19 protein-coding genes are annotated in these 21,464 nt (G+C 67.8%); 12 read left to right on the top strand and 7 right to left on the bottom strand.

Annotated features, from left to right (window positions below; all coding sequences use genetic code 11):
• Positions 1-64: 64 nt before the first annotated feature.
• Positions 65-1,393: an NAD(P)/FAD-dependent oxidoreductase gene (locus tag ACFIMZ_RS25075; protein ID WP_431824980.1), complete on the bottom strand. Its 1,329-nt coding sequence runs from the start codon at positions 1,391-1,393 to the stop codon at positions 65-67.
• 155 nt (positions 1,394-1,548) lie between these two features.
• Positions 1,549-1,794, bottom strand: a complete 246-nt coding sequence (locus ACFIMZ_RS25070; protein WP_431824979.1) for a hypothetical protein — start codon at positions 1,792-1,794, stop codon at positions 1,549-1,551.
• Between the two features lie 559 nt (positions 1,795-2,353).
• Between ACFIMZ_RS25070 and ACFIMZ_RS25065 the strand changes: the two genes are divergently transcribed.
• Complete coding sequence (locus ACFIMZ_RS25065) at positions 2,354-3,208, top strand: helix-turn-helix domain-containing protein (protein ID WP_431824978.1); 855 nt, start codon at positions 2,354-2,356, stop codon at positions 3,206-3,208.
• Between the two features lie 125 nt (positions 3,209-3,333).
• Entirely contained in the window at positions 3,334-5,001 is a 1,668-nt protein-coding gene (locus ACFIMZ_RS25060) for an ATP-binding domain-containing protein (RefSeq protein ID WP_431824977.1), read from the top strand.
• Between the two features lie 181 nt (positions 5,002-5,182).
• On the opposite strand, the gene ACFIMZ_RS25055 is transcribed toward ACFIMZ_RS25060, so the two are convergent.
• Positions 5,183-6,742 carry a methyl-accepting chemotaxis protein gene (locus tag ACFIMZ_RS25055; RefSeq protein WP_431824976.1) on the bottom strand — a complete coding sequence of 520 codons (1,560 nt, stop codon included), beginning with the start codon at positions 6,740-6,742 and terminating at the stop codon, positions 5,183-5,185.
• Between the two features lie 239 nt (positions 6,743-6,981).
• Between ACFIMZ_RS25055 and ACFIMZ_RS25050 the strand changes: the two genes are divergently transcribed.
• Entirely contained in the window at positions 6,982-8,496 is a 1,515-nt protein-coding gene (locus ACFIMZ_RS25050; RefSeq protein ID WP_431824975.1) for an MDR family MFS transporter, read from the top strand.
• A 99-nt stretch (positions 8,497-8,595) separates the two neighbouring features.
• Here the strand turns inward: ACFIMZ_RS25050 and ACFIMZ_RS25045 are convergent, their stop codons facing one another.
• The gene (locus ACFIMZ_RS25045; RefSeq protein ID WP_431824974.1) at positions 8,596-9,594 is read right to left on the bottom strand and encodes a quinone oxidoreductase family protein; all 999 of its coding nucleotides are present in this window, start codon (positions 9,592-9,594) and stop codon (positions 8,596-8,598) included.
• A gap of 125 nt (positions 9,595-9,719) precedes the next feature.
• Between ACFIMZ_RS25045 and ACFIMZ_RS25040 the strand changes: the two genes are divergently transcribed.
• Positions 9,720-10,721: a LysR family transcriptional regulator gene (locus tag ACFIMZ_RS25040; protein WP_431824973.1), complete on the top strand. Its 1,002-nt coding sequence runs from the start codon at positions 9,720-9,722 to the stop codon at positions 10,719-10,721.
• Positions 10,722-10,734: 13 nt separating this feature from the next.
• Here the strand turns inward: ACFIMZ_RS25040 and ACFIMZ_RS25035 are convergent, their stop codons facing one another.
• Positions 10,735-11,826, bottom strand: coding sequence for a porin (locus ACFIMZ_RS25035; protein ID WP_431825359.1), 1,092 nt, complete (start codon positions 11,824-11,826; stop codon positions 10,735-10,737).
• A 119-nt stretch (positions 11,827-11,945) separates the two neighbouring features.
• On the bottom strand, positions 11,946-13,310 hold the full coding sequence (locus ACFIMZ_RS25030) for an MFS transporter (protein ID WP_431824972.1): 1,365 nt from the start codon (positions 13,308-13,310) through the stop codon (positions 11,946-11,948).
• A gap of 402 nt (positions 13,311-13,712) precedes the next feature.
• Here ACFIMZ_RS25030 and ACFIMZ_RS25025 point away from each other — a divergent pair, with 402 nt between their 5' ends.
• The 8 genes from ACFIMZ_RS25025 to ACFIMZ_RS24990 all read left to right on the top strand — a co-directional run bounded on the left by ACFIMZ_RS25025 (position 13,713) and on the right by ACFIMZ_RS24990 (position 20,139).
• The gene (locus ACFIMZ_RS25025) at positions 13,713-14,732 is read left to right on the top strand and encodes an AraC family transcriptional regulator (protein WP_431824971.1); all 1,020 of its coding nucleotides are present in this window, start codon (positions 13,713-13,715) and stop codon (positions 14,730-14,732) included.
• A gap of 97 nt (positions 14,733-14,829) precedes the next feature.
• On the top strand, positions 14,830-15,393 hold the full coding sequence (locus tag ACFIMZ_RS25020; RefSeq protein ID WP_431824970.1) for an N-acetyltransferase family protein: 564 nt from the start codon (positions 14,830-14,832) through the stop codon (positions 15,391-15,393).
• Positions 15,394-15,402: 9 nt separating this feature from the next.
• Complete coding sequence (locus tag ACFIMZ_RS25015; RefSeq protein ID WP_431824969.1) at positions 15,403-16,245, top strand: MerR family transcriptional regulator; 843 nt, start codon at positions 15,403-15,405, stop codon at positions 16,243-16,245.
• A gap of 124 nt (positions 16,246-16,369) precedes the next feature.
• Positions 16,370-17,350, top strand: a complete 981-nt coding sequence (locus tag ACFIMZ_RS25010; RefSeq protein ID WP_431824968.1) for a sulfonate ABC transporter substrate-binding protein — start codon at positions 16,370-16,372, stop codon at positions 17,348-17,350.
• A 235-nt stretch (positions 17,351-17,585) separates the two neighbouring features.
• Entirely contained in the window at positions 17,586-18,611 is a 1,026-nt protein-coding gene (locus ACFIMZ_RS25005) for a hypothetical protein (protein ID WP_431824967.1), read from the top strand.
• Between the two features lie 381 nt (positions 18,612-18,992).
• On the top strand, positions 18,993-19,319 hold the full coding sequence (locus tag ACFIMZ_RS25000) for a DsrE family protein (RefSeq protein ID WP_431824966.1): 327 nt from the start codon (positions 18,993-18,995) through the stop codon (positions 19,317-19,319).
• 15 nt (positions 19,320-19,334) lie between these two features.
• Positions 19,335-19,748: a DsrE/DsrF/TusD sulfur relay family protein gene (locus tag ACFIMZ_RS24995; protein WP_431824965.1), complete on the top strand. Its 414-nt coding sequence runs from the start codon at positions 19,335-19,337 to the stop codon at positions 19,746-19,748.
• Between the two features lie 10 nt (positions 19,749-19,758).
• Entirely contained in the window at positions 19,759-20,139 is a 381-nt protein-coding gene (locus ACFIMZ_RS24990; RefSeq protein ID WP_431824964.1) for a hypothetical protein, read from the top strand.
• Positions 20,140-20,348: 209 nt separating this feature from the next.
• Here the strand turns inward: ACFIMZ_RS24990 and speB are convergent, their stop codons facing one another.
• Positions 20,349-21,317: an agmatinase gene (gene speB / locus ACFIMZ_RS24985; RefSeq protein WP_431824963.1), complete on the bottom strand. Its 969-nt coding sequence runs from the start codon at positions 21,315-21,317 to the stop codon at positions 20,349-20,351.
• Between the last annotated feature and the right edge of the window lie 147 nt (positions 21,318-21,464).

Genomic DNA, 21,464 nt, shown 5'->3' with positions numbered 1-21,464 from the left:
AAGATAGGGGGTCGATTCTACGATGGGACGCGTGCCATGGGCGCGCGTCGCCAGCCCGCCCCCGTCAAAGCACGCTGCGCGGACGCACCATCGTCCCGTCGACGAAGCGGCGCGCGCGGAACGCGGCGAGATCGAGCGACGGCGCGCCGGTGTCGACCCATTCGGCGAGCAGCCGGCCGACGATCGGCCCCATCGCGAACCCGTGGCCGCAGAAGCCGGTCGCGATTGCGAGCCCCGCCGGCGTGCCGGGCGCGTCGATCACCGGAATCCCGTCGGGCAGCACGTCGATCAGGCCGGCCCACGCCTCGACGACCTGCGCGTCCTTCAGCGCCGGAAAGATCGCCTTCAGCTTCGCGAGCGCGCGCGGCGCGTGCGCGGGATTCGGCTGCGGCTGCGGATCGCGCGGCTCGATCGGCCCGGGCCCGCCGTTGACCCGCGCGGCCAGGTCGCGCCACGCGGCGCCGTTCAGGTGGAGCCGGAACTTCTCGCGCTGCGACCAGAACGCGGGCCAGAACAGGCTCAGCCCGCGCAGGTGGCCGAGCGTCAGGTCAACGTCCGCCTGCATGTCGTCGGCGAGATTGATCGCGCCGTTGCTGCGCTGGCGGATGCCGAGGCCGTGCCCCCAGAGCGTCGACGCGGACACCGGCGGCAGCACGTTGGTGCGCATGCAGGTGCCGCGCACCGCCTGCTGCGGCAGCCGGATGCCGACGCCGTCGAGCAGCCGGAAGCTCGTCGCGCCGGCCGCGCAGATCACGCGCGACGCGCGGATCGTGCCGCGCTCGGTCGCGACGCCGACAACCGCGCCGCCCGCCGTCTCGATGGCCGTCACGCCGCAGCCTTCGAAGAAACGCGCGCCGGCCTCGGTCGCGCGCGCGGCGAACGCGGCGGCCACGCGCCGCGGCTCGGCCTGGCCGTCGCTCGCTGTGTAAAGGCCGCCGAGCGCGGGGGCGGCGAGGCCGCTGACATGCTCGTCGATCTGCGCGCGCGTCAGCGTGCGCGTGTCGAGCCCATGGTCGCGGGCGACGCTCAGCCACGCCTGGAACGACGCCCAGTCCGCCTCGTTATCCGCAATATAGAGACAGCCGCCCTGCCGCCATTCGAGATCGAAACCGAGCGCGGCCTCCAGTCCTTCCCAGAGCCGCATGCCGGCCATCATCAGCGGCACTTCGGGGGCTTCGCGCCCCTGCTGGCGCACGAAGCCCCACGCGCGCGCGGATTGCTGCCCGGCGAGCCGGGACTTGTCGAGCACGACGGCCTTCAGGCCACGCAAGCCCAGGTAGTACGCGGCCGCGCAACCCATGATGCCGGCGCCCGCGATCACCACGTCGGCATCGGTCGGAAATGCCGCGTCGGCGCAGGTCAGGTTGGCGTGAAGCGGGTAGGTTGTCGTCATTGTTTCCGGATCGTCGGTAAGGCGCGGGGCGCGCGATGGCGCCCCGTAACGTTACGTCAAATCGGAAAAATCGACAAAAACGTCGACGATCTCGCGTCGCGGGCAACGCGATGCCGGCCGGCCCCTGCCACGCGCGCCAAGCGCCGGCGACGCATCTAGAGGCCCGTTTCATCTTGCGATGCCTTGTATCTGGCATAGGCTTTCGCGGCGCCCATTGCCTCGTGATGGGTCGCGAATGTCTCTTCGACCTTGTGCGTCATGCCCGGAATGTGCGCCTTCGTCGCGACGTGGTCGCTCTTGCGTTCGAATCGAACCAGCGCACGCCACACGCCCTGGGGCTCCTCGTAGGCCTCACAGAAACACAGATAGCCGCTTTCATCGACAACTGCGCGTTCCGACATATCCGCCTCCGCATTGAAGGGCGAGCAAGCCGGGGATGGTGCGTCGTCAATCGCGCTGCCGCTCGATCCGGGCGTCGTATCCGCGACTCGGAAATTGCTCCAGCATAGGCCAGGCGCTGTGACTTGACCACTCCACCAAGACCTGTTTCGTGCATTCGACTGCGTGGCGATCGACACATCGAGTGCCGCATGCGCGGGCCCGCGAAACGCGCTGGCGTCACGACGACGGGGCAACGTCACTCAAGCGAAATGCCCCCGGATTATGTGCAAATTTGACCGCAATCAAACCGATCCAGATCGGCATCGATTCCCGGAGTTTTGAATCAATTCTAAATACGCTTTGAACTGCCCTTGCCCGGCAAGGGCCAGACACACACTCTGTGTAACGTTGCGAAACACCTTTCACACAATCGCGTGTTTCACTACAGGGAACCGATGCCATTTTGCGGTAAAGTTATCTTTTCCGCGCGTGGCCGGTCGGCTCGCCACTGGACCTCACCGAGATTGTCCGACGAGTTCCGCCGCAAGGCGTCGTCTTGAACCGATCCGCTCCCGTAGCATGACCACTGAAGCAATAACCACGGATTCCCTCGCGGTCGCCGAGCGCGTGCGCGAGCTGATGACCCGCAACGGCATCGGCAAGCGGCAGCAGACCACCGAGCTGTGCCGTATCCTCGATCTCAGTTTTTCCCAGGGCCACCGCAAACTGCGCGGCAGCAGCCCGTGGACGCTCGCGCAGATCAAGAAAGTCGCCGAAGCCTACGGCGAGCCCGCCGCGCAGCTGTTCGGCGCGCAGACGCTCGACCCCGGCATGGTCGGCGCGTATTCGCAGGAAGCCGTGCTGTACGCGGGCGTGGCCGAGATTCCGTGCACCGCGTGGATCGGCGCGCCGCTCGAAGCAGGCGCGCGGCCCGAATTTGTCGCGTACGAGCAGAACGGCCGCTGGCGCGTGCTGCGCCATAGCGGCGTGCTCTACCAGAACGCGTACGACGTGCACAAGATCGAAATCTATCCGCGCCGCGCGGAGAGCGACAAGCTGCTCGTCGCCGTGATCGACCCCGATCGCGTCAGCGCGACCGAACTGTGCCGCTATCTCGAACGACAAGGCTTCGCGACGGCGACGTTCGACGGCCTCACCGCATTCGTCGATGCGCTGCAGGGCCAGGCGTTCGACGCGGTCGTCACCGAATGGCTGTTCGACGACTGCACGGCCGCGACCGGGATCAAGGCGGTGCGCACGTCCGACAACCCCGGCGCGCCGATCTTCGTGCTGACGGGCGACCTGCTCACCGGCCGCGCGAGCGAGGCGGACATCAGCGAAGTGATCCGCGCATTCGACGTGGTCTGCTACGAAAAACCCGCGCGCATGGCGATCCTCAGCGCGGATCTCGCGAAACGGCTCGCGCGGAGCTGAGCGCCCCGCCCGCTCCCATCGGCCGGATGGCCAGCGCACGCGCCGCGGCGCGGCTGCGAACGGGTTCCTCAGTACAATAGCCGCACCCGTTCACGCCCACGCCGGCAACCGCCGCGTCCGACCTCATGGCCCGCCTCATCCCCGACGACTGGAAAAGCCTCGCCGCGACCGGCGCGGCGGAACGCGAGCGCGAGACGCTCGCCGCACTCGAACACGCGCTGCCGGACAGCTACACCGTGTACCACGGCGTGCACTGGACCCGCGCCGAACAGGGCTTCTCGGTGTTCGGCGAAGCGGCGTTCGTCGTCGTCAGCCCGGCCGGGCGCGTCCTGCTGATCGAGCAGAAGGCGGGTTTTTTGCGCGAGACCCCGAAGGGGCTCGTCAAGGTCTACCTGCAGACCGAGCGCAACGTGCCGATCCAGCTCGCGCGCACGCAGGAGACGCTGCACCGCCGCCTGACCGCCGCGCTCGGCGCGGGCGTCTACGGCGTAGAAGCGTTGCTCTACTGCCCCGACTACACGATCCGCCAGGCCGCGATCGCGGGCGTTTCGTCCGAGCGCATCGTCGACGCGACGCGCAAGGCGCAGCTCGCGCAGGTCATTCAGCAGATCCTGCCCGCCGACGAGCCGCGCATCGCGAACGCGCCGAAGATCCATCACTTCCTCGCCGACGAGCTGGCGCTGACACCCGATACGAGCGCGCTCGTCGGGCAGGCCGGCACGCTCGTCACGCGGCTGTCCGGCGGCCTCGCCGCGTGGGCGCGCCAGCTCGAGTTCACGCCGTTTCGGCTGCGCGTCATCGGCACCGCGGGTTCGGGCAAGACGCAGCTCGCGGTGCAGGCGATGCGCGACGCGATCGCCGCGGGCCGGCGCGTGCTCTACGTCTGCTTCAACCGGCCGCTCGCCGACTACATCGCGCGGATCGCGCCGCCCGGCGCGAAGATCGCGAACTACCACCAGCTGTGCGACTGGGTCGCGCGCGACGGCGGCTACACGCCGGATTTCGACGCGCCCGACGCGTTCGGACGGCTCGAGGCCCGCTTCGCGGAAACGCCGGTGCCCGAGCGCTGGCGCTTCGACGTGCTGATCGTCGACGAGGGGCAGGATTTCCATCCGTCATGGGCGACCGCGCTGGAGCGGCTGCTGGCGCCGGACGGCGCGTGGTGGTGGCTCGAGGATCCGTTGCAGAACCTCTACATGCGCGAGCCGGTCGCGCTGCCGGGCTGGGTCTCGCTCAAGGCGCTCACCAACTACCGCAGCCCGCGCGACCTGCTCGATTTCGTGCGCGACGTCGTCGGTCGCGTCGAGCCGCTGGCGGCCGAGCTGCGCTCGGGCAGCCCGTTCGACGGCTCCGATCTCGTCGTGTCCGCCTACGGCGATGCGAACGCATCACCCGCCGCGCTGGCCGACGCGTGCATCGACGCGACCAAGCGCGCGATCACGCAGGCGCTGTCGCTCGGATTCCGCAAGCAGGACATCGCGGTGCTGTCGTACCGCGGGCGCGAAGGCTCGGCGCTCGCGGCGCTCGACCAGCTCGGGCCTCACCAGGTCAAGCGCTTTACCGGCAAGTACGACCTGTTCGGCAACCCCGAATACCACGACGGCGACGTGCTGCTCGATTCGATCTATCGCTTCAAGGGACAGTCGGCGCCGTGCGTGATCCTCACCGAGATCGACTTCGACACGCTCGACGCGCGTGCGGCCCGCAAGCTGTTCGTCGGCGCGACCCGCGCGACGATGAAGCTGCTGCTCGTCGCATCGGCGCGCGCGGCTGCGCAGCTCACGCGCGTGTAAGGGGGATTGCCCGGACAGGGCTGGCGGGAGGATGCGCGCCGATCGGGACCGGGCGCGCGGGGCGGGGGAAACTGGCCGGTTGGGTTCGACCAGCAAGGTGTTGACCGCTTGGTCCGGCCGGTTGAACGCGCCTGACTGGCCAGGCGCGGCCGGCCAGGCGCGGCCGGCCAGGCAAACCCGCTTATGCGACCCGGAACGCGCCGACCGCGCGGCGCAGGCCATCAGCCTGCTCTTCAAGCGACGCGGCCGCAGCAGCCGCCTCCTCGACAAGCGCCGCGTTCTGCTGCGACACCTGATCCATCTGCGACACCGCGAGGTTCACTTGCTCGATCCCGTCGCGCTGCTCGTTCGACGCCGCCGCGATCTCGGTCATGATGCTGGTCACGCGCGCGATCGCCTGCTGGATGTCCTGCATCGTCGTGCCGGCCACGCCGACGAGCCGCGAGCCGTTCGCGACGCGCTCGACCGATTCGCCGATCAGCGTGCGGATTTCCTTCGCCGCGGTGGCCGAGCGCTGCGCGAGCGTGCGCACCTCGCCCGCGACCACCGCGAAGCCGCGGCCCTGCTCGCCCGCGCGCGCCGCTTCCACGGCGGCATTCAGCGCGAGGATGTTGGTCTGGAACGCAATCCCTTCGATCGTGCCGATGATGTCGGCGACCTTCTGCGAGCTCTGGTCGATCTCGTTCATCGTGCCGATCACCTCGCCGACGACCGCCGCCCCCTTCGACGCGATCTCGGACGCGCTGCCCGCGCACGCCTGCGCTTCGGCCGCGTTGTCGGCGTTCTGCTTCACCGTCGCCGTCAGCTGCTCCATGCTCGCGGCCGTCTCCTCGAGTGCGGCGGCCTGCTCCTCGGTGCGCTGCGACAGGTCGGTGTTGCCGGCGGCGATCTGGTGCGTCGCGGTGACGATCGCCTCGGAACCCCGCGTGACCTGGCGCACGGTGTCGGCCAGGCTGGACTGCATGCCCTGCACGCCCTTGACCAGTTCGGCCATCTCGTCGCGCGACGCCCAGCGCACCTCAGAGGTCAGGTCGCCGTCCGACAGGCGGCGGAAGTGCGCCAGCAGCCGGGCGAGCGGCTGCGAGATCGCGAAATGCAGGCCGATCGCGCAGCCAAGGCATGCGGCGAGGCCGAACGCAATGCCGGCGACCGCGCCGGCGCGCAACCATTCGTAATACGTCTGCGCGGTGTCGAACACCTCCTTGCCGCGCGCCACCTGGAATGCGTCGAGCGCATCGGTCGCCTGCGTGAGCGCGACCGACAGCGGCGGCGCGACCGTCATCAGCAGCCGGTCGGCCTCGTCGCGGCGGCCGGTCCGGATCGCGTCGGACATCGGCTTGAGCGCCTGCCCGATCAGCGCCTGGCGCGCGGCGTCCATCCGGCCGGCAAGCGCGCTCTCGTCGCCATCGTGCGGCATCGCCGCGTAAGTGCGCCACGCGGCGTCCGCCTTTGCCAGGTAGTTGTCCGCCTTCGTCAGCAGATCCGGCACTTCGGGCGCCTCGGGATGCAGCATCGCGCGGTCGAGCGTCGTGCGCACGATCGTCAGGTTCAGGGTCGCCGCGGAGAGTGCGGTCTTCGAGGCCAGCTCGCCGCTATACGCTTCTTCGAGCGCGCGATTCGAGCTTTGCATGCCGGCAAGGCCGATCAGCCCGGAAATGACGAGCAGGCCCGCAACCAGGCCAAGCGTGGAGAAGATCCGGGTCCGGATCGAAAATCGGGAAAACAGGGCGTTCAGGTTCATGACGGAACGTGGGCGGTAAAAAAAAGTCTCGCGGCGATCGGTGCGCGGCTCTCTGGATTACGGATTGCCTGCGGAAAACTTGAGTCCGGCCCTCTTTCGTTCCGTGATTTACGTCAAATTCGGCGTCGCGCATCGTCTTCTTGTTACGCCTGAAACAATTTGAGGATAAGCAGAAATTGACCAGGCAACCTTTAGCCCCTATATTTCCGGGCAATTCACTGCCATGGCAGATATCCCCCATGCAAACCGAAACCGTTCCGCGCGCGCCGGCCGCCGACGCAGCCCGCCGCGACGCGCCCGTCGGGCTGATCATCGCCGCGCTGCTGCTCGTGATGCTGCTGTCCGCGCTCGACCAGACCATCGTGTCCACCGCGCTGCCGACGATCGTCGGCGAGCTCGGCGGGCTCGACCAGCTGTCGTGGGTCGTGACCGCGTACCTGCTGTCGTCCACCGTCGTGCTGCCGCTGTACGGCAAGCTCGGCGACCTGTACGGCCGCAAGATCGTGCTGCAGGCGGCGATCGTGCTGTTCCTCGTCGGCTCGGTGCTCTGCGGCGTCGCGCAGGACATGACGCAGCTGATCCTGCTGCGCGCGCTGCAGGGGCTCGGCGGCGGCGGCCTGATGGTCGTCACGATGGCCGCGATCGGCGACCTGATCCCGCCCGACGAGCGCGGCCGCTACCAGGGGATGTTCGGCGGCGTGTACGGCCTCGCGACGATCATCGGGCCGCTGCTCGGCGGCTTCCTCGTCGAGCACCTGTCGTGGCGCTGGATCTTCTACATCAACCTGCCGCTCGGCTTCGTCGCGCTCGCGGTGATCGGCGTCGCGTTCAAGCCGCACGTCGCGCACGTGAAGCACCGGATCGACTACATGGGCGCCGCGTTCCTCGCGATCGCCCTCACCTGCGTCATCCTGTTCACGAGCGAAGGCGGCTCGCTGCTGCCGTGGTCGTCGCCGCAGCTGTGGATGACGCTCGTGCTCGGCGTCGTCGCGATCGGCGGGTTCGTCTACGAGGAGCGGCTCGCCGCGGAGCCGATCATGCCGCTCGCGCTGTTCCGTCATCGCACCTTCGTGCTGTGCAGCCTGATCGGCTTCGTCGTCGGCATCGCGCTGTTCGGCTCGGTCACGTTCATCCCGCTGTACCTGCAGGTCGTGAAAGGCTCGACGCCGTCGCAGGCCGGGATGCAGCTGCTGCCGATGATGGGCGGGATGCTCGCGATGTCGGTGGCGAGCGGCCGCCTGATCTCGCGGTTCGGCAAGTACCGCGTGTTCCCGATCGCCGGGACGCTGGTCGGCGGCGTCGCGATGGCGCTGCTGTCCACGCTGTCGCTCGCCACGCCGCTGGGCACGATGTACGGCTACATGGCGCTGCTCGGCATCGGGCTCGGGATGGTGATGCCGGTGCTCGTGCTCGCGGTGCAGAACACGATCGATTTCCGCCACATGGGCGTCGCGACGTCGGGCGTCACGCTGTTCCGCTCGATCGGCGGCTCGCTCGGCGTCGCGGCGTTCGGCGCGCTGTTCTCGAACGGGCTGCAGACGCGGCTCGCGAATACGCTGCCGGCCGGCGCCGAGCTGCCGGCGTCGCTCGGCCCGGCCGCCGTGCACCGGTTGCCGGACGCGGTGCGCGACGCGTACCTGCACGCGTTCGCGGGGTCGCTGCACGTCGTGTATCTCGCGGCGGCGGCCGTGATCGCGATCGCGTTCGTGATGGCGTGGTTCGTCGAGGATGCGCCGCTGCGCAAGGGCGCTTGACGACGCCGGCAGGCGGCAGCTTGATCGGCCGTCGCCCGCCGGACCCTGCGCGCCGCCCCATCCCGTAGCGGCCGACTGCGTCCGCGGGCCGCCTCCAGGTCACGGCAGCAGCACCACCGCCCCCGTCGTCGCCCGCGCTTCCAGCATCCGGTGCGCATCGGCTGCCTGCTCGAGCGGCAGCCGCGCGCCGATCTCGACATGCATCCCGCCCGCCAGCTGCTCGAGCGTCACGCGCGCGGCTTCCCGGTAGCCGTCGACGTCGCGCGCGATGAAACCGAGCACGCTCGGCCGTGCCAGCGCGATCGAGCGCGCCGGCCCAAGTGCGTCGAGATCGATCGTCTGGCGCGCGCCGACCGCGGCCACCTGCCCGATGCTCGCGACCATCCCGAACGGCCTGACCGCGCCGAGCGTGCGGGTCAGCACGTCGCCGCCGATCCCGTCGATCGCGTAATCGACGCCGGCGCCGCCGCCGAACGCGCGCGCCGCCGCGACGAAATCCTCCTCGCGATAGTCGACGACCGCGTCCGCGCCCTGCGCCCGCACCAGCGGCGCCTTCGCGGCCGACCCGACCGTGCCGATCACCCGCGCGCCGAGCGCGCGCGCCCACTGCGTGGCAAGCAATCCGACGCCGCCGGCCGCCCCATGCACGAGCACCGTGTCGCCCGCGCGGACCTGCCGGACCCGATGCAGCAGCATGTAGACCGTGATCCCTTTCAGCAGCCCGGCAGCGGCCGCATCGTCGCTCAGCCCGTCCGGCACGGGCAGCACGCGCTCGGCCGGCAGCGTGCGCAGGGTCGCGTAGCTGCCGGTCGGCAGCCCGGCGTACGCGACGCGCTGGCCCGGCGCGAGATCCGTCACGCCGGGTCCGACCGCGTCGATCACGCCGGCCGCCTCGACGCCGAGCGCGTCCGGCAGCGCGGGCAGCGGATGCGCGCCCGTCCGGAAATAGATGTCGACGAAGTTCACGCCGACGGCGGTCTGGCGAATCCGCACCTCGCCGGCGCCGGGCGGCGCGACCGGTGCATCCACGCGGCGCAGCACGCCGGCGTCGCCGTAACGGTCGATCCCGATCCGGATGGCGGCGGCAGTTTGGGTCATGACGTTCCTCGCAATCGAATGAAGTGACACGATGATCCCATCGTGCATAATCGAGCGGAATTCACGCCGATCGCCCAACAACTGTGCAAAATTCGACCGATCCCGCCCCCGCATCCGCGCCGCCGATGAGCTGGGACGACATCCGCTATTTCCTGGCGGTGATGCGCGGCGGCAGCCTGTCGGCGGCCGCACGGTCGCTGCAGGTCCAGCATTCGACGGTCGCGCGGCGCATCGACGCGCTGGAGACCGCGCTCGGCATCCGGCTGTTCGATCGGCTGCCGCGCGGCTGGCCGCCGACCGACGAGGGGCTGCACCTCGCCGAGCATGCGGCGCGCCTCGAAGCCGACGCGCATGCGTTCGCGCGCGCCGCGCAGGGGGCGGCAGCGCTCGACGGTGTCGTGCGCGTGTCGGCGTCGCCGGTGTTCGCAAGCCACTTCCTCGCGCCGCGTCTCGCCCGCGCGCAGCGCGCGTGGCCGGCGCTGCGGATCGACCTGATGGGCGAGATGCACGCGGCCAACCTGTATGCGCGCGAAGCCGATCTGGCGGTGCGCCTGTCGCGGCCGAGCGAACCGGGGCTCGCCGCGCGCCGGCTCGGCACGATGCGCTTCGCGCTGTGCGCGTCGCCCGAATGGGCGGCCGCGCCGCCCGACACGTGGCAGTTCCTCGGCTACGACGACGCGCTCGCGCAGACGCCGCAGCAGCAATGGCTCGAACGCTTCGCGGCCGGACGCCGCTTCGCGTTCGTCGCGAACGACCTTGCCGCGCTGCATCGCGCGTGCCTGGCCGGCGCGGGCGTCGCGCTGCTGCCGCGGTTTCTGGTCGATGATCCGGCGATCGATTCCGTGACGGCGGCGCTTCAGCCGCCGGGCGAGCGCGAAACCGGGCGGCCGCGCGCCGCGTCCGTCGCCAACGTCGCCGATGCCGCCTCAGCCTCCGGCTCCACGGCCGCGCCTGCCCGCCGCGGGCTCGCACCCGCGCTGCTCGTCGAACTGAGCTACGCGCCGCGCTGCGACATCGAGCGCGAGATCTGGCTCGTCGTGCACCCCGACGTGCGCCGGTCGCCGCGCGTCCAGCGCGTCGCCGACGCGATCGCGGACGCGGTGCGCGCGGCGGACGGGCAGCTCTGACGCCGCAGCCCTGTCAAAACCGCTGCTGCAGACCGGCCATGATCCCGAGCTGGTTCCGCCCCATGTCGACCGTGCCGCCGGCTGCGACCGCCTTGGCGGCCGTCGCGCCGTTCAGCATGTAGCCGACCGACGTATAGACGCGCGTCCGCTTGGACAAATGATGGTTCGCTCGCCCGACCAGCAGGGTCGCGTTCGCGCCCGCGGTGCGCGCCGGCCCGCGTTGCAGGTAGCGCGTGCCTTGCGCGTCGAACGACACCGTCGGCGCCAGCGTATAGGTGACGCCGGCGAAGAAGATGTCGGTCTGCAAATGGGTAGCCGCCGCGATGTTGTTCCGTATCCATCCCGCGCCGAGCTTCGCGCGCCCCAGCAGCGCGTATCCGTCGATGACGCTGTGCGTGCTCGTATGGGCGCTGCTGTCGAGCGGCGCCGATGCGCCCGCCCCGCCGCGCTTCACGTCGTAGGACGCCGCGACGCCGAAGCGTGTCGCGTCGTATGCGACCAGCACCGTATATTGCCGGCACGCGAGCAGATTGCCCGGCACCTGCCCCGCGCAGCCGGTGGCCGAGGGCCCGGCCGGCCCGGCGGCGTCGCGGCCGAAGCTGTAGGTGCCGCCGATCGTGAGCCCGCGGAACTTGCCCAGGTAGCCGATCGCGTTGTCGCTGCGTGCATTCGGCAGATAGGCGTCGAAGTTGCTCGGCGAATGAATGGACGGCCCGATCACGTCGGCGTTTGCCAGCGCATGGGCCGTCATGTTCAATTGCCTGCCGAGCGTGAGCGTTCCGACCTCGCTGCTCACGCCCACGTTCGCCTGCCGGCCGAACAGCCGCCCGCCGTAATTGAACCCGCCCGTGCCGGGCTGGAAGCCGTTTTCCAGCACGAAGAACACCCGGTAGCCGCCGCCCAGGTCTTCGGCGCCCCTCACCCCCCACCGCGACGGCACTTCGCCGGTCAGATGCGGCATGCCCACCGCCGATCCACCCTTCGCCGCATGGTTGTAGTACGAAACGCCGGTATCGACGATGCCGTACAGCGTCACGCCGCCTTGTGCATGCGCGATCCCCGATGCCGCCATCAGCGCCAATGCGGGCGCACTCCCCTTCACCATCGCCTTCAACGCGACCGAGTCGATATGCATGACTGAATTTTTCCCATGAGACGAACGACGCTGCGTTGCCGCGCGCGATCAGCCGCCGGCCTCGCGCCGGCGCCCCGCCGATGCGCGACTCAGGACTGCCGGGCGTGCGACGCCTGCCGCTCGCCGACGGACGCCGGGCGGCCGTGATGCGACGCCGAACGCCGGTGATCGATCAGGCCGACCGCGACGGCCGCCGCCAGCGCGGGCAGCCCGATCGCCATGAAGTTCTGTTCCAGCGGCAGATCGATGCCCACCAGCGCGCCGATGACGATCGGCGCCAGGATCGCGCCGCTGCGGCCGACCCCGAGCGTCCAGCCGATGCCGGTCGAGCGGATCGCCATCGGATAGAACTGCCCCGCATACGCGCAGTTGACGATCTGCGTGCCGATGGTCGACGCGCCGGCCAGGCCGACCAGCACGAACAGCAGCGCGGTCGGCATCTCGTAGCCGAGCAGCGTGATCGACACCGCGGCGAGCAGATACATCGACACCAGCACCGTCTTGATCGGAAAGCGATCGGCCAGCCAGCCGCCGCCGATCGCGCCGACCATCGCACCGGCGTTCAGCACCAGCACGAACGTCAACGCGGAGCCGAGGCTGTAGCCCGCGCCCGCCATCAGCCGGGTCAGCCACGAGCTCAGCGCATACACCATGAACAGGCACATGAAGCAGGCGATCCAGAACATGACCGTGCTGAATCCGCGACCGTCGTCGAACAGCTGGCGAACCGGCGCGTTGCCTGCCTTGTCCTCGCGCGGGACGACATAGCAGTCGCCCGGTTGAGGCCGGTACGCCGGATCGAGCCGGCGCGCGATGCGCGCGAGCTCGTCCGTCCTGCCGCGCCTGATCAGGAACGGCAGCGATTCCGGCATCCACTTCACGAGCAGCGGGACGAGCAGCACCGGGGCGCCCGCGGCGACGAACACGGACTGCCATCCGTACGCCTCGATCATCCCCTTGCCCATCACGGCCGCCAGCATGCCGCCGACCGAATAGCCGCTGAACATGAGCGTCACCAGCGTGCTGCGCACGCGCCGCGGCGCGTACTCGGTCATCTGGGCGATCACGTTCGGCATCACGCCGCCGATGCCGATGCCCGCCAGGAACCGGGCGGCGCCGAACAGCGCGGGCGTCGGCGCCAGTCCGGCCGCCGCGGTAAACACGCTGAACAGCGTCAGGCAGGCCGCGATGGCCCAGCGGCGCCCGATCCGCTCGGCGACGGTCCCGAACACGATGTTGCCGAACATCATGCCGAACAACGCCGAGCTGACCATGAAGCCTGCCTGTGCGGGATTGACGCCCATCTCCTGCATGATCGCCGGCAGCGCGATGCCGGCCACCGCCAGGTCGTAGCCGTCGAACACGATGATCAACGCGCACCAGAACAGCACGACGCCGTGCAGCGGACCCAGCCGCGCGTCGTCCGAGAGCGCCTGCAGGTTGATTTGACGCATGTGGATTCCTTTTTTCAGATGGGGTTCAGGCCCGGCGGCAACCGTCGCGCGACGCGTTCAGTCCATCATTTTCGTAGTTGTACGAAGCATGATCGTGGAATGGGCTGCGATCGACGGCGCCGGTTTCCGTCCAGATACCGGCGCAGTGTAGGAAGCCACAATGATTTTCACTATCCGGAATTTGCACGCGGCCCTCGAATTTGATCCGCTTTTTCCGCGCGCTATCCGGATTTTGCGTGGGCGGGCACGAGGACCATCCGATTCCTGCGATACCTTACACAAACCTGACGAAGATCAATATCATCCGTTCAGGAGATCCAGACACAAGAGAAACCGATGCGGCGTGACGCGCATCCGCGGCCAGCCGGATGCGCAGCAAAGAAACGCCACGCAGGAGACGCCATGCCCCTCACCCCCAATGCGGAAGTGCTGTCCGCGCTGTATCGGAATTGCCTGTTCCGATCCGGATTGCGCATGGATGCGCACGAGCAGGTCTCGATGGAGCTGGCCGAGCATGCGCTGCGCTGGCAGCGGGGCGTGCCCGACGCGGCGCTTTTCAAGGGGCAGTTGAATCACCTGACCGTCTACGCATTGCAGTACGGCGCCGAAGTCGAGGTCACCCCGCGCCCGTTCGACGGCTTTTCGCTCGTCCACACGTCGCTCGCGGGCGGCGCCGAAATCGAGTGCGACGGGCACGCGATGGACGTGTCCGAAGGGCGCACCGCCGTGCTCGCGCCCAGGACGCGCGTGCGCCTGCGCTGGCGTCCCGGCACCCGTCAGCTGATCGTCAAGGTGCCCGATTCGCTGATGCGCCTGGTCTGCTGCCGCCCGCCCGACGACGAGGCGCCCGGCCTCGCGCCGGGGTTCCTGCTGCCGAGCGCGCTTGCGTCGCAATGGGATCTGATTGCGCAGTCGCTGCTCAACGTCCTCGCCGTTGCCGACGACGGCGGCATACGGGCCGAATGGCGCGACCACTTCGAACGAAGCCTCGCGCTGTTCCTGCTCGTGCATCGCCCGCCGCAGCTCGCCGCGGCGCATGCCGGCCCGGCGCCGGAATTGCGCGGCGCGTCGGCGGAATCCGCATCGCAGGGCGGCATCAGGCAGATGGATGCGCTGCTCGAATTCATCCACGCGCGGCTCTGTGCGCCGATCTCGCTCGAAGATCTCGCCAGGGCGGCCGGCGTCAGCTTTCGGACGCTGAACGTGCTGTGTCGCCGCTACCACGGCGCGACCCCGATGGAGCTGCTGCGCAACATCCGCCTGGACGCCGCCCGCGTGCAGTTGCTGACCGACCCGATGGCCAGCATCACCGATACGGCGCTGACGTTCGGCTTCGGGCACCTCGGCCGCTTTTCCGCGTACTATTTCGCCCGCTTCAACGAGTTGCCGCGCGACACGCAGAAGAAGCGGCCGCCGCACTGAACGCCGCGACGCCGGACGCGCGGCCGCCGCTTTACGGCCCCGGCGATCGCCCGCATAGTAGCGGTTTCCCGAATCGCCACCCTGTCGCCCCGTCACCATGTCCGCCAAGCCAGCCGCCTGCATCGTCCGCGACTCGACCGACGCCGACCTCGACGCCATCCACGCGATCTACGCGCATCACGTCCGCCACAGCGTCGCGTCGTTCGAGGAAACGCCGCCCGACGTCGCCGAACTGCGCGCGCGCCGCGCCGCCGTGCTGCGCGACGGGCTGCCGTATCTCGTCGCGGAATGCGACGGCCGCGTGGCCGGCTATGCGTACGCGACGCCGTACCGTACGCGCAGCGCGTATCGCCACACGGTCGAGGACTCGATCTATATCGACGAGGCACAGCGCGGGCGCGGGACCGGCCGAGCGCTGCTCGCGGCCCTGATCGCGCGCTGCGAGGCCGGCCCCTGGCGGCAAATGGTCGCGGTGATCGCCGACGGCGGCACGGGCGGCTCGACGTCGCTGCATCGCGCGTTCGGCTTCGAGCCGGCCGGCACGCTGAAGGCGGTCGGCTTCAAGCACGGCCGCTGGATCGACACCGCGCTGCTGCAGCGCCCGCTCGGCGACGGCGCGCGCACGCCCCCCGCCTCGCCCGCGCCTGCCGCGTCGCGCTAGAATGGCCGCATGCCAAAACCGACTCACACCACACCTGACGAGGCCGTTGCGGACACCACCCGCAACGAGTACACGGTCGACGAGCTCGCGCGCGTATCCGACACGACCGTGCGCAACGTCCGCGCTTACCAGGATCGCGGCCTGCTCGCGCCGCCCGAGAAGCGCGGGCGTGTCGGCATCTACGACGACACGCACGTCGCCCGCCTGAAGCTGATCAACCACCTGCTCGCGCGCGGCTACACGCTGTCGAACATCCAGGACCTGATCATGGCGATCGACGAAGGCCACGACCTGCGTTCGATCCTCGGTCTCGAAAACGCGATCGGCGGCCGCTGGTCGCACGAACTGCCGAAGACCTATTCGCTCGCCGCGCTCACGCAGATGTTCGGCCCGCAGACGCCTGCGCAGCTCGCGCGCGTGACCGAACTCGGCCTGCTCGAGCGGCATGGCCTGTCGTTCGTCGCGAAGAGCCCCGCGTTGCTCGAGGCGGCGGCCGCAATGACGAAGGAAGGCATCCCGCCGCGCGAACTGCTCGACGTGATCAGCCTCGCGCGCCCACACTTCGACGCGATCGCGCGGCTGCTCGTCGATCTCGTCGTCAAGCGGCTCGACCGCTACGACGAAGGCACGCTGCCGCCGCCGACCGACGTGCCCGCGCTGGTCGACGCGATCTGGCGCCTGCGTCCGCTCGCGGCCGTGTTCGTCGAAGGCGAAACGAACCGCGCGCTCGAAGCCGCGGCGAGCGCGTACCTCGGCGGCCGCGTCGCGACGATCCTCGACAGGAAGCTCAGCGACGAGGCCGCGCGGCAGACCGGCGCGCCCGACATGCAAGGCGACGGCGACAAAGCATAGGCGCGCCGCCGTCATATTCATATTGGCAATGCTTGGTTCGCGGGCGCGATCGCCCATGCGACGATTCTTCCAACCGAGCGGCGGCCGCCGCTCCCCCGAAGACGTTTCGCATGGAGTCCGTTCGATGATTCGTTTCACCCGCTGGATCACCCGCACCGCCGCGACGACGCTCGTCGCGCTGACCGCCGTGTCGGCCTTCGCGCAAGGCAACGCCGACAAGGTCGTGCGCATCGGCTACCAGAAGGCCGGCCTGCTGTCGATCATCAAGGCGCAAGGCGCGCTCGAGGCGCGGCTCAAGCCGCTCGGCTACGGTGTTCAGTGGTTCGAATTCCCGGCAGGCCCGCAACTGCTCGAAGCGCTGAACGCGAACAGCATCGACTTCGGCTACACCGGCGCGCCGCCGCCCGTGTTCGCGCAGGCGGCCGGCGTGCGCTTCGTGTACGTCGGCGCGGAACCGCCATCGCCGCACAACGAAGCCGTGTTCGTGAAGGCCGATTCGCCGATCCGCTCGCTCGCCGACCTGCGCGGCAAGAAGGTCGCGCTGCAGAAAGGCTCGAGCGCGAACTACCTGCTGCTGGAGGCGCTGAAGAAGGCCGGCGTGCGCTACGACGAGATCCGCCCCGTGTACCTGCCGCCCGCCGACGCGCGCGCCGCGTTCGAGAGCGGCAACGTCGACGCGTGGGCCGTCTGGGATCCGTACTACGCGGCCGCGCAGAACGCGCTGAAGGTCCGCACGCTGTCCGACTACACGGGCCTCACGCCCGCGAACAACTTCTACGAGGCGACGCGGGATTTTGCACAGCAGCATCCCGACGTGGTCGGCACGATCCTGAAGCAGGCGCGCGAGACGGGCCAGTGGGTCAACGAGCATCCGGCCGACACGGCCGCGCTGATCGCGCCGAAGGTCGGCCTGCCGCAATCGCTCGTCGAGACCTGGATCAAGCGCGTGCCGTTCGGCGCGGTGCCGATCGACGAGAAGATCGTCGCGGTTCAGCAAGGCGTCGCCGACGCGTTCTACGGGGCAAAGCTGATTCCGCAGAAGCTGAGCGTCGCCGACAACGCGTGGACCGACAAGCGCGTGGCGACCGCGCTCGCGGCGAAGTAACAACGCGCGGCGCAGCGCGCCCGCATTCGAAAAAAGGCCGACGGGCATCCTGCCCGTCGGCCTTTTTTGTTCTTCTCGAATATCACGAAACCCCGACAGCCACAATCTGCAGCAGTTGACGGACTTGTTTCCAAAACAAATATTCGATACATTCACCTGAATCCATCGGGGGCGTCGGCGACAGGCAAAACAAGCTTCCAGACCAAAGATGCCGACTCAAAAACGACAGAATATAATGAACAGCAAGCCCGGAATTTTTAAATCACGATATTTTCAAATGGCAAAATGGCTTTCACTGGCACCGATAAGTGCGTTGCTGGCGGGCTGCCCACCCATGATCGTGCCCAATTTCGAGACGCAGAAATATAACGAGGTTTATAGCTTTCCTACTGATCCACGTCCATGGCTGGCACTGGAAAACGACGGCATCAACCTTTACATGTATCAGCAATGTGATCCCCCACACGATGAGTGTTACCGGCAAAATCTGGTTGCCCTGAAGAGCGGGATACGTCCTGACTGGAAAAACCTTCTTGATGAAGCGCATGCGGTCAGCTGGAGAGTCCAGGGCGTGAATGCCCCGATGCGTCGCCCGCTCTCTGCCTATGTGCCTGGCACAAAATATCGCCTGATGGGTTCGTTCGACAGTTACCCTGAAGTCGTTTTTTTAAATCCTGAAAATCTGGCCGACAACAAGAAAACCGGCAAACCGGCACGAGGCAATCGCTACATACAGTTCGAGGAATTCAACAACCTCGCCTACCCCCAGGATCTGAATGTGCAACTGGTGATTTATGACGACGATCATCAGTGGATTTTTGTGAACCAGCCAAAATTCAATTCCGATAGAACGGACAACCCCACCGATCTATTTGTTCCCAGCAAGCTTTTTCACTTCGAGTCTGGCGACGATGCACGGCTGAACCAGGCAATGGCACTGTATTACGCCACGCCCAAGACGGCCCCCATTGGCTATCGTGTCGTATCCGGCAAGGCTGCGGAATGGTGGATCGATAAATACAAAACCAAAAATTTCGCCAACCAGATCGGGCTGGCTGATGTCGTATTTCCTTCAGTGCCACTCAAACTGGATACCTTGACAGTGGACAGCAAGGCCGTGGCCGGCAAGCCAACGCTGCTGTGCCATTACAGCCATACCCAATTCAACCTGGGCTGGATGGATGCAGGCCAGCACGGCGGGCCATCAGAGGCGGACCGGAAGGATTGCGAGCCGTATCGTGGGCATGCCGACGCCGAGTGACGATCGAGTCGGCATCATCAAAGCGTTTCGCTGCCCAACGGCGCTCGCGGGTCGATCCGTGACATCCCGATCTGGCAGTGATCGGCCAGGAAGAGATATTCGCGCCTACCGGGGAATGTCCGCTCCCCGGCCCGTACCGGCCGGCATTCTCCGGAGAAGCCGCCTGCCTGTGCCGTGCTCCAACAACGGCGCGACCACACTCATAAGCCTTCCCGAGCTGTAACACGTAGAGTTACTTGGACTATCTGTCCGTTCTGCTATACCCAGTTCATGAGCTGTGCGCGGCCCACGCGCCGCATGGCGAGTCGAGTGCCCGTTGCGACTGGCGCGACACAGGGGCAACACATCGGTGGGAACTGTTTCTGCGGGCTGGAGGCTGACATGGCAAATTACCTGTTCGTTGAATCGCGCGGTCCATATGGTGCCGGGGATACCCAGCACGTCGAGGAACTGGTCAGGGGCGTACGCCAGAGGGGCAACACGGTCACACTGTTCCTGGTTCAAAACGGCGTGCTTTCCACTCGCCCGGGGGCAAAATTCAGCGAGCGATATGCGGATCTGACGCGCAGCGGCGTCACCGTCCTTGCCGATGAATTCTCCCTGCGCGAACGGGCGATCGAACGGCCGGCGGAAGGTGTCCAGAAGGCGGACATCGGACAACTCGTGGATCTTCTCTTTGTGGCTGGGACCAAGGCCATTTGGCACTGAATCAAGGAGAACGTGATGGCTATCGGTATGAAATTGACCCTGGCACTGATGGATCCCCCATATGAAAAGGCAGCGAGCACGACGGCGCTGCGCATTGTGGATGCCGCACTGCGACGGGGGCACGACGTAACCGTGTTCGCCTACGAAGGCGCAGTCAATCTGACCATGAAGGCGCAAGCCCCACATGCCAATCCAGTCAAGGGCACATCCGTGGAGGAGGAGGATCACCCGACAACCAGGGACTGGGTGGCAGCCTTGTTTCAACTCGCTGCCCAGCAGGGTGTCAAGCTCGATTGGATCAACTGCGGCCTGTGTGTGGACGAACGCGGCGCAGGTGACTGGATTGAGGGTCCCCGCCGAGGCAGCCCGAAGGATTTTCTCGACTCCGCGATCAATAGCAACGCTGTGCTGGTAATCCCGACGAAATAGGAGCCGCGCCATGAAAATCCTGAGCATTGTTGAGACAGCGTACCGGGCTACCCTCGAAGAACAGGATGACACCATCCTGTGGCTGAACCATGTGCTGAAAAACGCCGGCGCGGACATCAGCCTGCTGCTGTGCGCAAGCGCCGTGAACTATGCAGCGCGCGGGCAGGATGCCACCGGCCTCGCCTTCGGCACGCGCCGGCAGGTCCATCCGCCGGCGCTCGATAAGGATCTGGACAAAATGATCGGCGGCGGCGTTGCCGTGTATGCGGTCACCGAGGACATGCGTGACTGCGGACTGGCACAGGAAGATGTCATCGGCGGCCTGACGCTGCTCGCGCGTGCCGAGATCCCCGCCCTGTTCGACCGCTTCGATCAGGTCTGGCACTGGTAACGGCTCAAGGCAGCACCGCATGCTGCTGACCGGAGGGAACGCTTGCGTTGCGCGCACAACCGTTGCGGCATGCCGTCAATGGGGCGCCCCCGGCCATCCGCGAAGCGCCTTGTTTTGCCGGCCCCACGGGAAGTTACGCGCAGCGCATGAAAAAAGGCCGGCGGGACGCAATGCCCGCCGGCCTGTTCCGCATCACGCGTGCAGTGCGCTCACCGCCACGCGCCTGCCACCTTCTTCTGCCGCCACAGACACAGCAAATCGCATGCAACATGTGCAGCCGCGATCGCGGTGATGTCCGCGTGATCGTAAGCGGGCGCGACCTCGACGACGTCCGCGCCGACCAGGTTCACCGCGCCGAGCGCACGCACGATCGCGAGCGCCTGAGCGGACGACAGCCCGCCCGCGACCGGCGTGCCCGTGCCGGGCGCAAACGCCGGATCGAGGCAGTCGATGTCGAACGTCAGGTACGCGGGCCGCGCCCCGACGATCCCGACGATCCGCTCGACCGCCGCGCGCGGGCCATGCTCGTGCACCCACGCGGCGTCGAGCCGCTCGATCCCGAGGAAATCATCGTTCCAGGTACGGATGCCGACCTGCACCGACGTCGCGGGATCGATCAGCCCTTCCTTCACGGCCTTGTAGAACATCGTGCCGTGGTTAAGGCTGTCCGGCGCGTCGTCGGCCCACGTATCGCAGTGCGCGTCGAAATGGATCAGCGACAGCGGCCTGCCATAACGCTCCGCATGCGCGACAAGCAACGGATACGTGACGTAGTGGTCGCCGCCGAGCGTCAGCATCTTCGCCCCCGAGCGCAGGATCGTGCGCGCATGCTCGACGATCGCCGGCTTGATCGTCAGCGGGTTGTGCGCGTCGAACCAGCAGTCGCCGTAGTCGATCGCCGCCAGCGCGTCGAACGGGTTGAAGCCCCATGGATACGGATGCAGTTCCGCGAGCTGCACGCTCGCCGCGCGGATCGCCGCCGGGCCGAGCCGCGCGCCCGAGCGGTAAGTCGTCGCGAGATCGAGCGGCACGCCCGAGATCGCGACGTCGACGCCGTCGAGCGTGCGCGTGTAATTGCGCCGCATGAACGACAGCACGCCCGCATAGGTGTTTTCGATCGAGGCGCCGTACGGGGATGTGCGACGGATCGCGCCGTCGCCGTGGAGAAGTTCGGTCATGTCGAACCTGCTTTCCGGATAAGCCGGTCTCGCCCGCATCGGGAAGGTTGGCGGGTCGGACGGCACGGATTCATTGGGAACGCGCGGCGCGCGATGATGCGTGGCGGCCGTCGCGCTGGCTTGCGAATCCTGTAGCGCAGCCGGGAG

This window comes from Burkholderia sp. F1 (assembly GCF_050813845.1).
Classification (GTDB): Bacteria; Pseudomonadota; Gammaproteobacteria; order Burkholderiales; family Burkholderiaceae; genus Burkholderia; species Burkholderia ubonensis.
The sequence above is the reverse complement of the archived record's forward strand: the minus strand, read 5'-3'. Positions and strand labels throughout refer to the sequence as shown.

What these genes read in the sequence shown, in the direction of transcription:
- ACFIMZ_RS25075 (WP_431824980.1), bottom strand. Translation starts at nt 1,393, where the DNA reads ATGACGACAACCTACCCGCTTCACGCCAACCTGACCTGCGCCGACGCG.
- ACFIMZ_RS25070 (WP_431824979.1), bottom strand. Translation starts at nt 1,794, where the DNA reads ATGTCGGAACGCGCAGTTGTCGATGAAAGCGGCTATCTGTGTTTCTGT.
- ACFIMZ_RS25065 (WP_431824978.1), top strand. Translation starts at nt 2,354, where the DNA reads ATGACCACTGAAGCAATAACCACGGATTCCCTCGCGGTCGCCGAGCGC.
- ACFIMZ_RS25060 (WP_431824977.1), top strand. Translation starts at nt 3,334, where the DNA reads ATGGCCCGCCTCATCCCCGACGACTGGAAAAGCCTCGCCGCGACCGGC.
- ACFIMZ_RS25055 (WP_431824976.1), bottom strand. Translation starts at nt 6,742, where the DNA reads ATGAACCTGAACGCCCTGTTTTCCCGATTTTCGATCCGGACCCGGATC.
- ACFIMZ_RS25050 (WP_431824975.1), top strand. Translation starts at nt 6,982, where the DNA reads ATGCAAACCGAAACCGTTCCGCGCGCGCCGGCCGCCGACGCAGCCCGC.
- ACFIMZ_RS25045 (WP_431824974.1), bottom strand. Translation starts at nt 9,594, where the DNA reads ATGACCCAAACTGCCGCCGCCATCCGGATCGGGATCGACCGTTACGGC.
- ACFIMZ_RS25040 (WP_431824973.1), top strand. Translation starts at nt 9,720, where the DNA reads ATGAGCTGGGACGACATCCGCTATTTCCTGGCGGTGATGCGCGGCGGC.
- ACFIMZ_RS25035 (WP_431825359.1), bottom strand. Translation starts at nt 11,826, where the DNA reads ATGGTGAAGGGGAGTGCGCCCGCATTGGCGCTGATGGCGGCATCGGGG.
- ACFIMZ_RS25030 (WP_431824972.1), bottom strand. Translation starts at nt 13,310, where the DNA reads ATGCGTCAAATCAACCTGCAGGCGCTCTCGGACGACGCGCGGCTGGGT.
- ACFIMZ_RS25025 (WP_431824971.1), top strand. Translation starts at nt 13,713, where the DNA reads ATGCCCCTCACCCCCAATGCGGAAGTGCTGTCCGCGCTGTATCGGAAT.
- ACFIMZ_RS25020 (WP_431824970.1), top strand. Translation starts at nt 14,830, where the DNA reads ATGTCCGCCAAGCCAGCCGCCTGCATCGTCCGCGACTCGACCGACGCC.
- ACFIMZ_RS25015 (WP_431824969.1), top strand. Translation starts at nt 15,403, where the DNA reads ATGCCAAAACCGACTCACACCACACCTGACGAGGCCGTTGCGGACACC.
- ACFIMZ_RS25010 (WP_431824968.1), top strand. Translation starts at nt 16,370, where the DNA reads ATGATTCGTTTCACCCGCTGGATCACCCGCACCGCCGCGACGACGCTC.
- ACFIMZ_RS25005 (WP_431824967.1), top strand. Translation starts at nt 17,586, where the DNA reads ATGAACAGCAAGCCCGGAATTTTTAAATCACGATATTTTCAAATGGCA.
- ACFIMZ_RS25000 (WP_431824966.1), top strand. Translation starts at nt 18,993, where the DNA reads ATGGCAAATTACCTGTTCGTTGAATCGCGCGGTCCATATGGTGCCGGG.
- ACFIMZ_RS24995 (WP_431824965.1), top strand. Translation starts at nt 19,335, where the DNA reads ATGGCTATCGGTATGAAATTGACCCTGGCACTGATGGATCCCCCATAT.
- ACFIMZ_RS24990 (WP_431824964.1), top strand. Translation starts at nt 19,759, where the DNA reads ATGAAAATCCTGAGCATTGTTGAGACAGCGTACCGGGCTACCCTCGAA.
- speB (WP_431824963.1), bottom strand. Translation starts at nt 21,317, where the DNA reads ATGACCGAACTTCTCCACGGCGACGGCGCGATCCGTCGCACATCCCCG.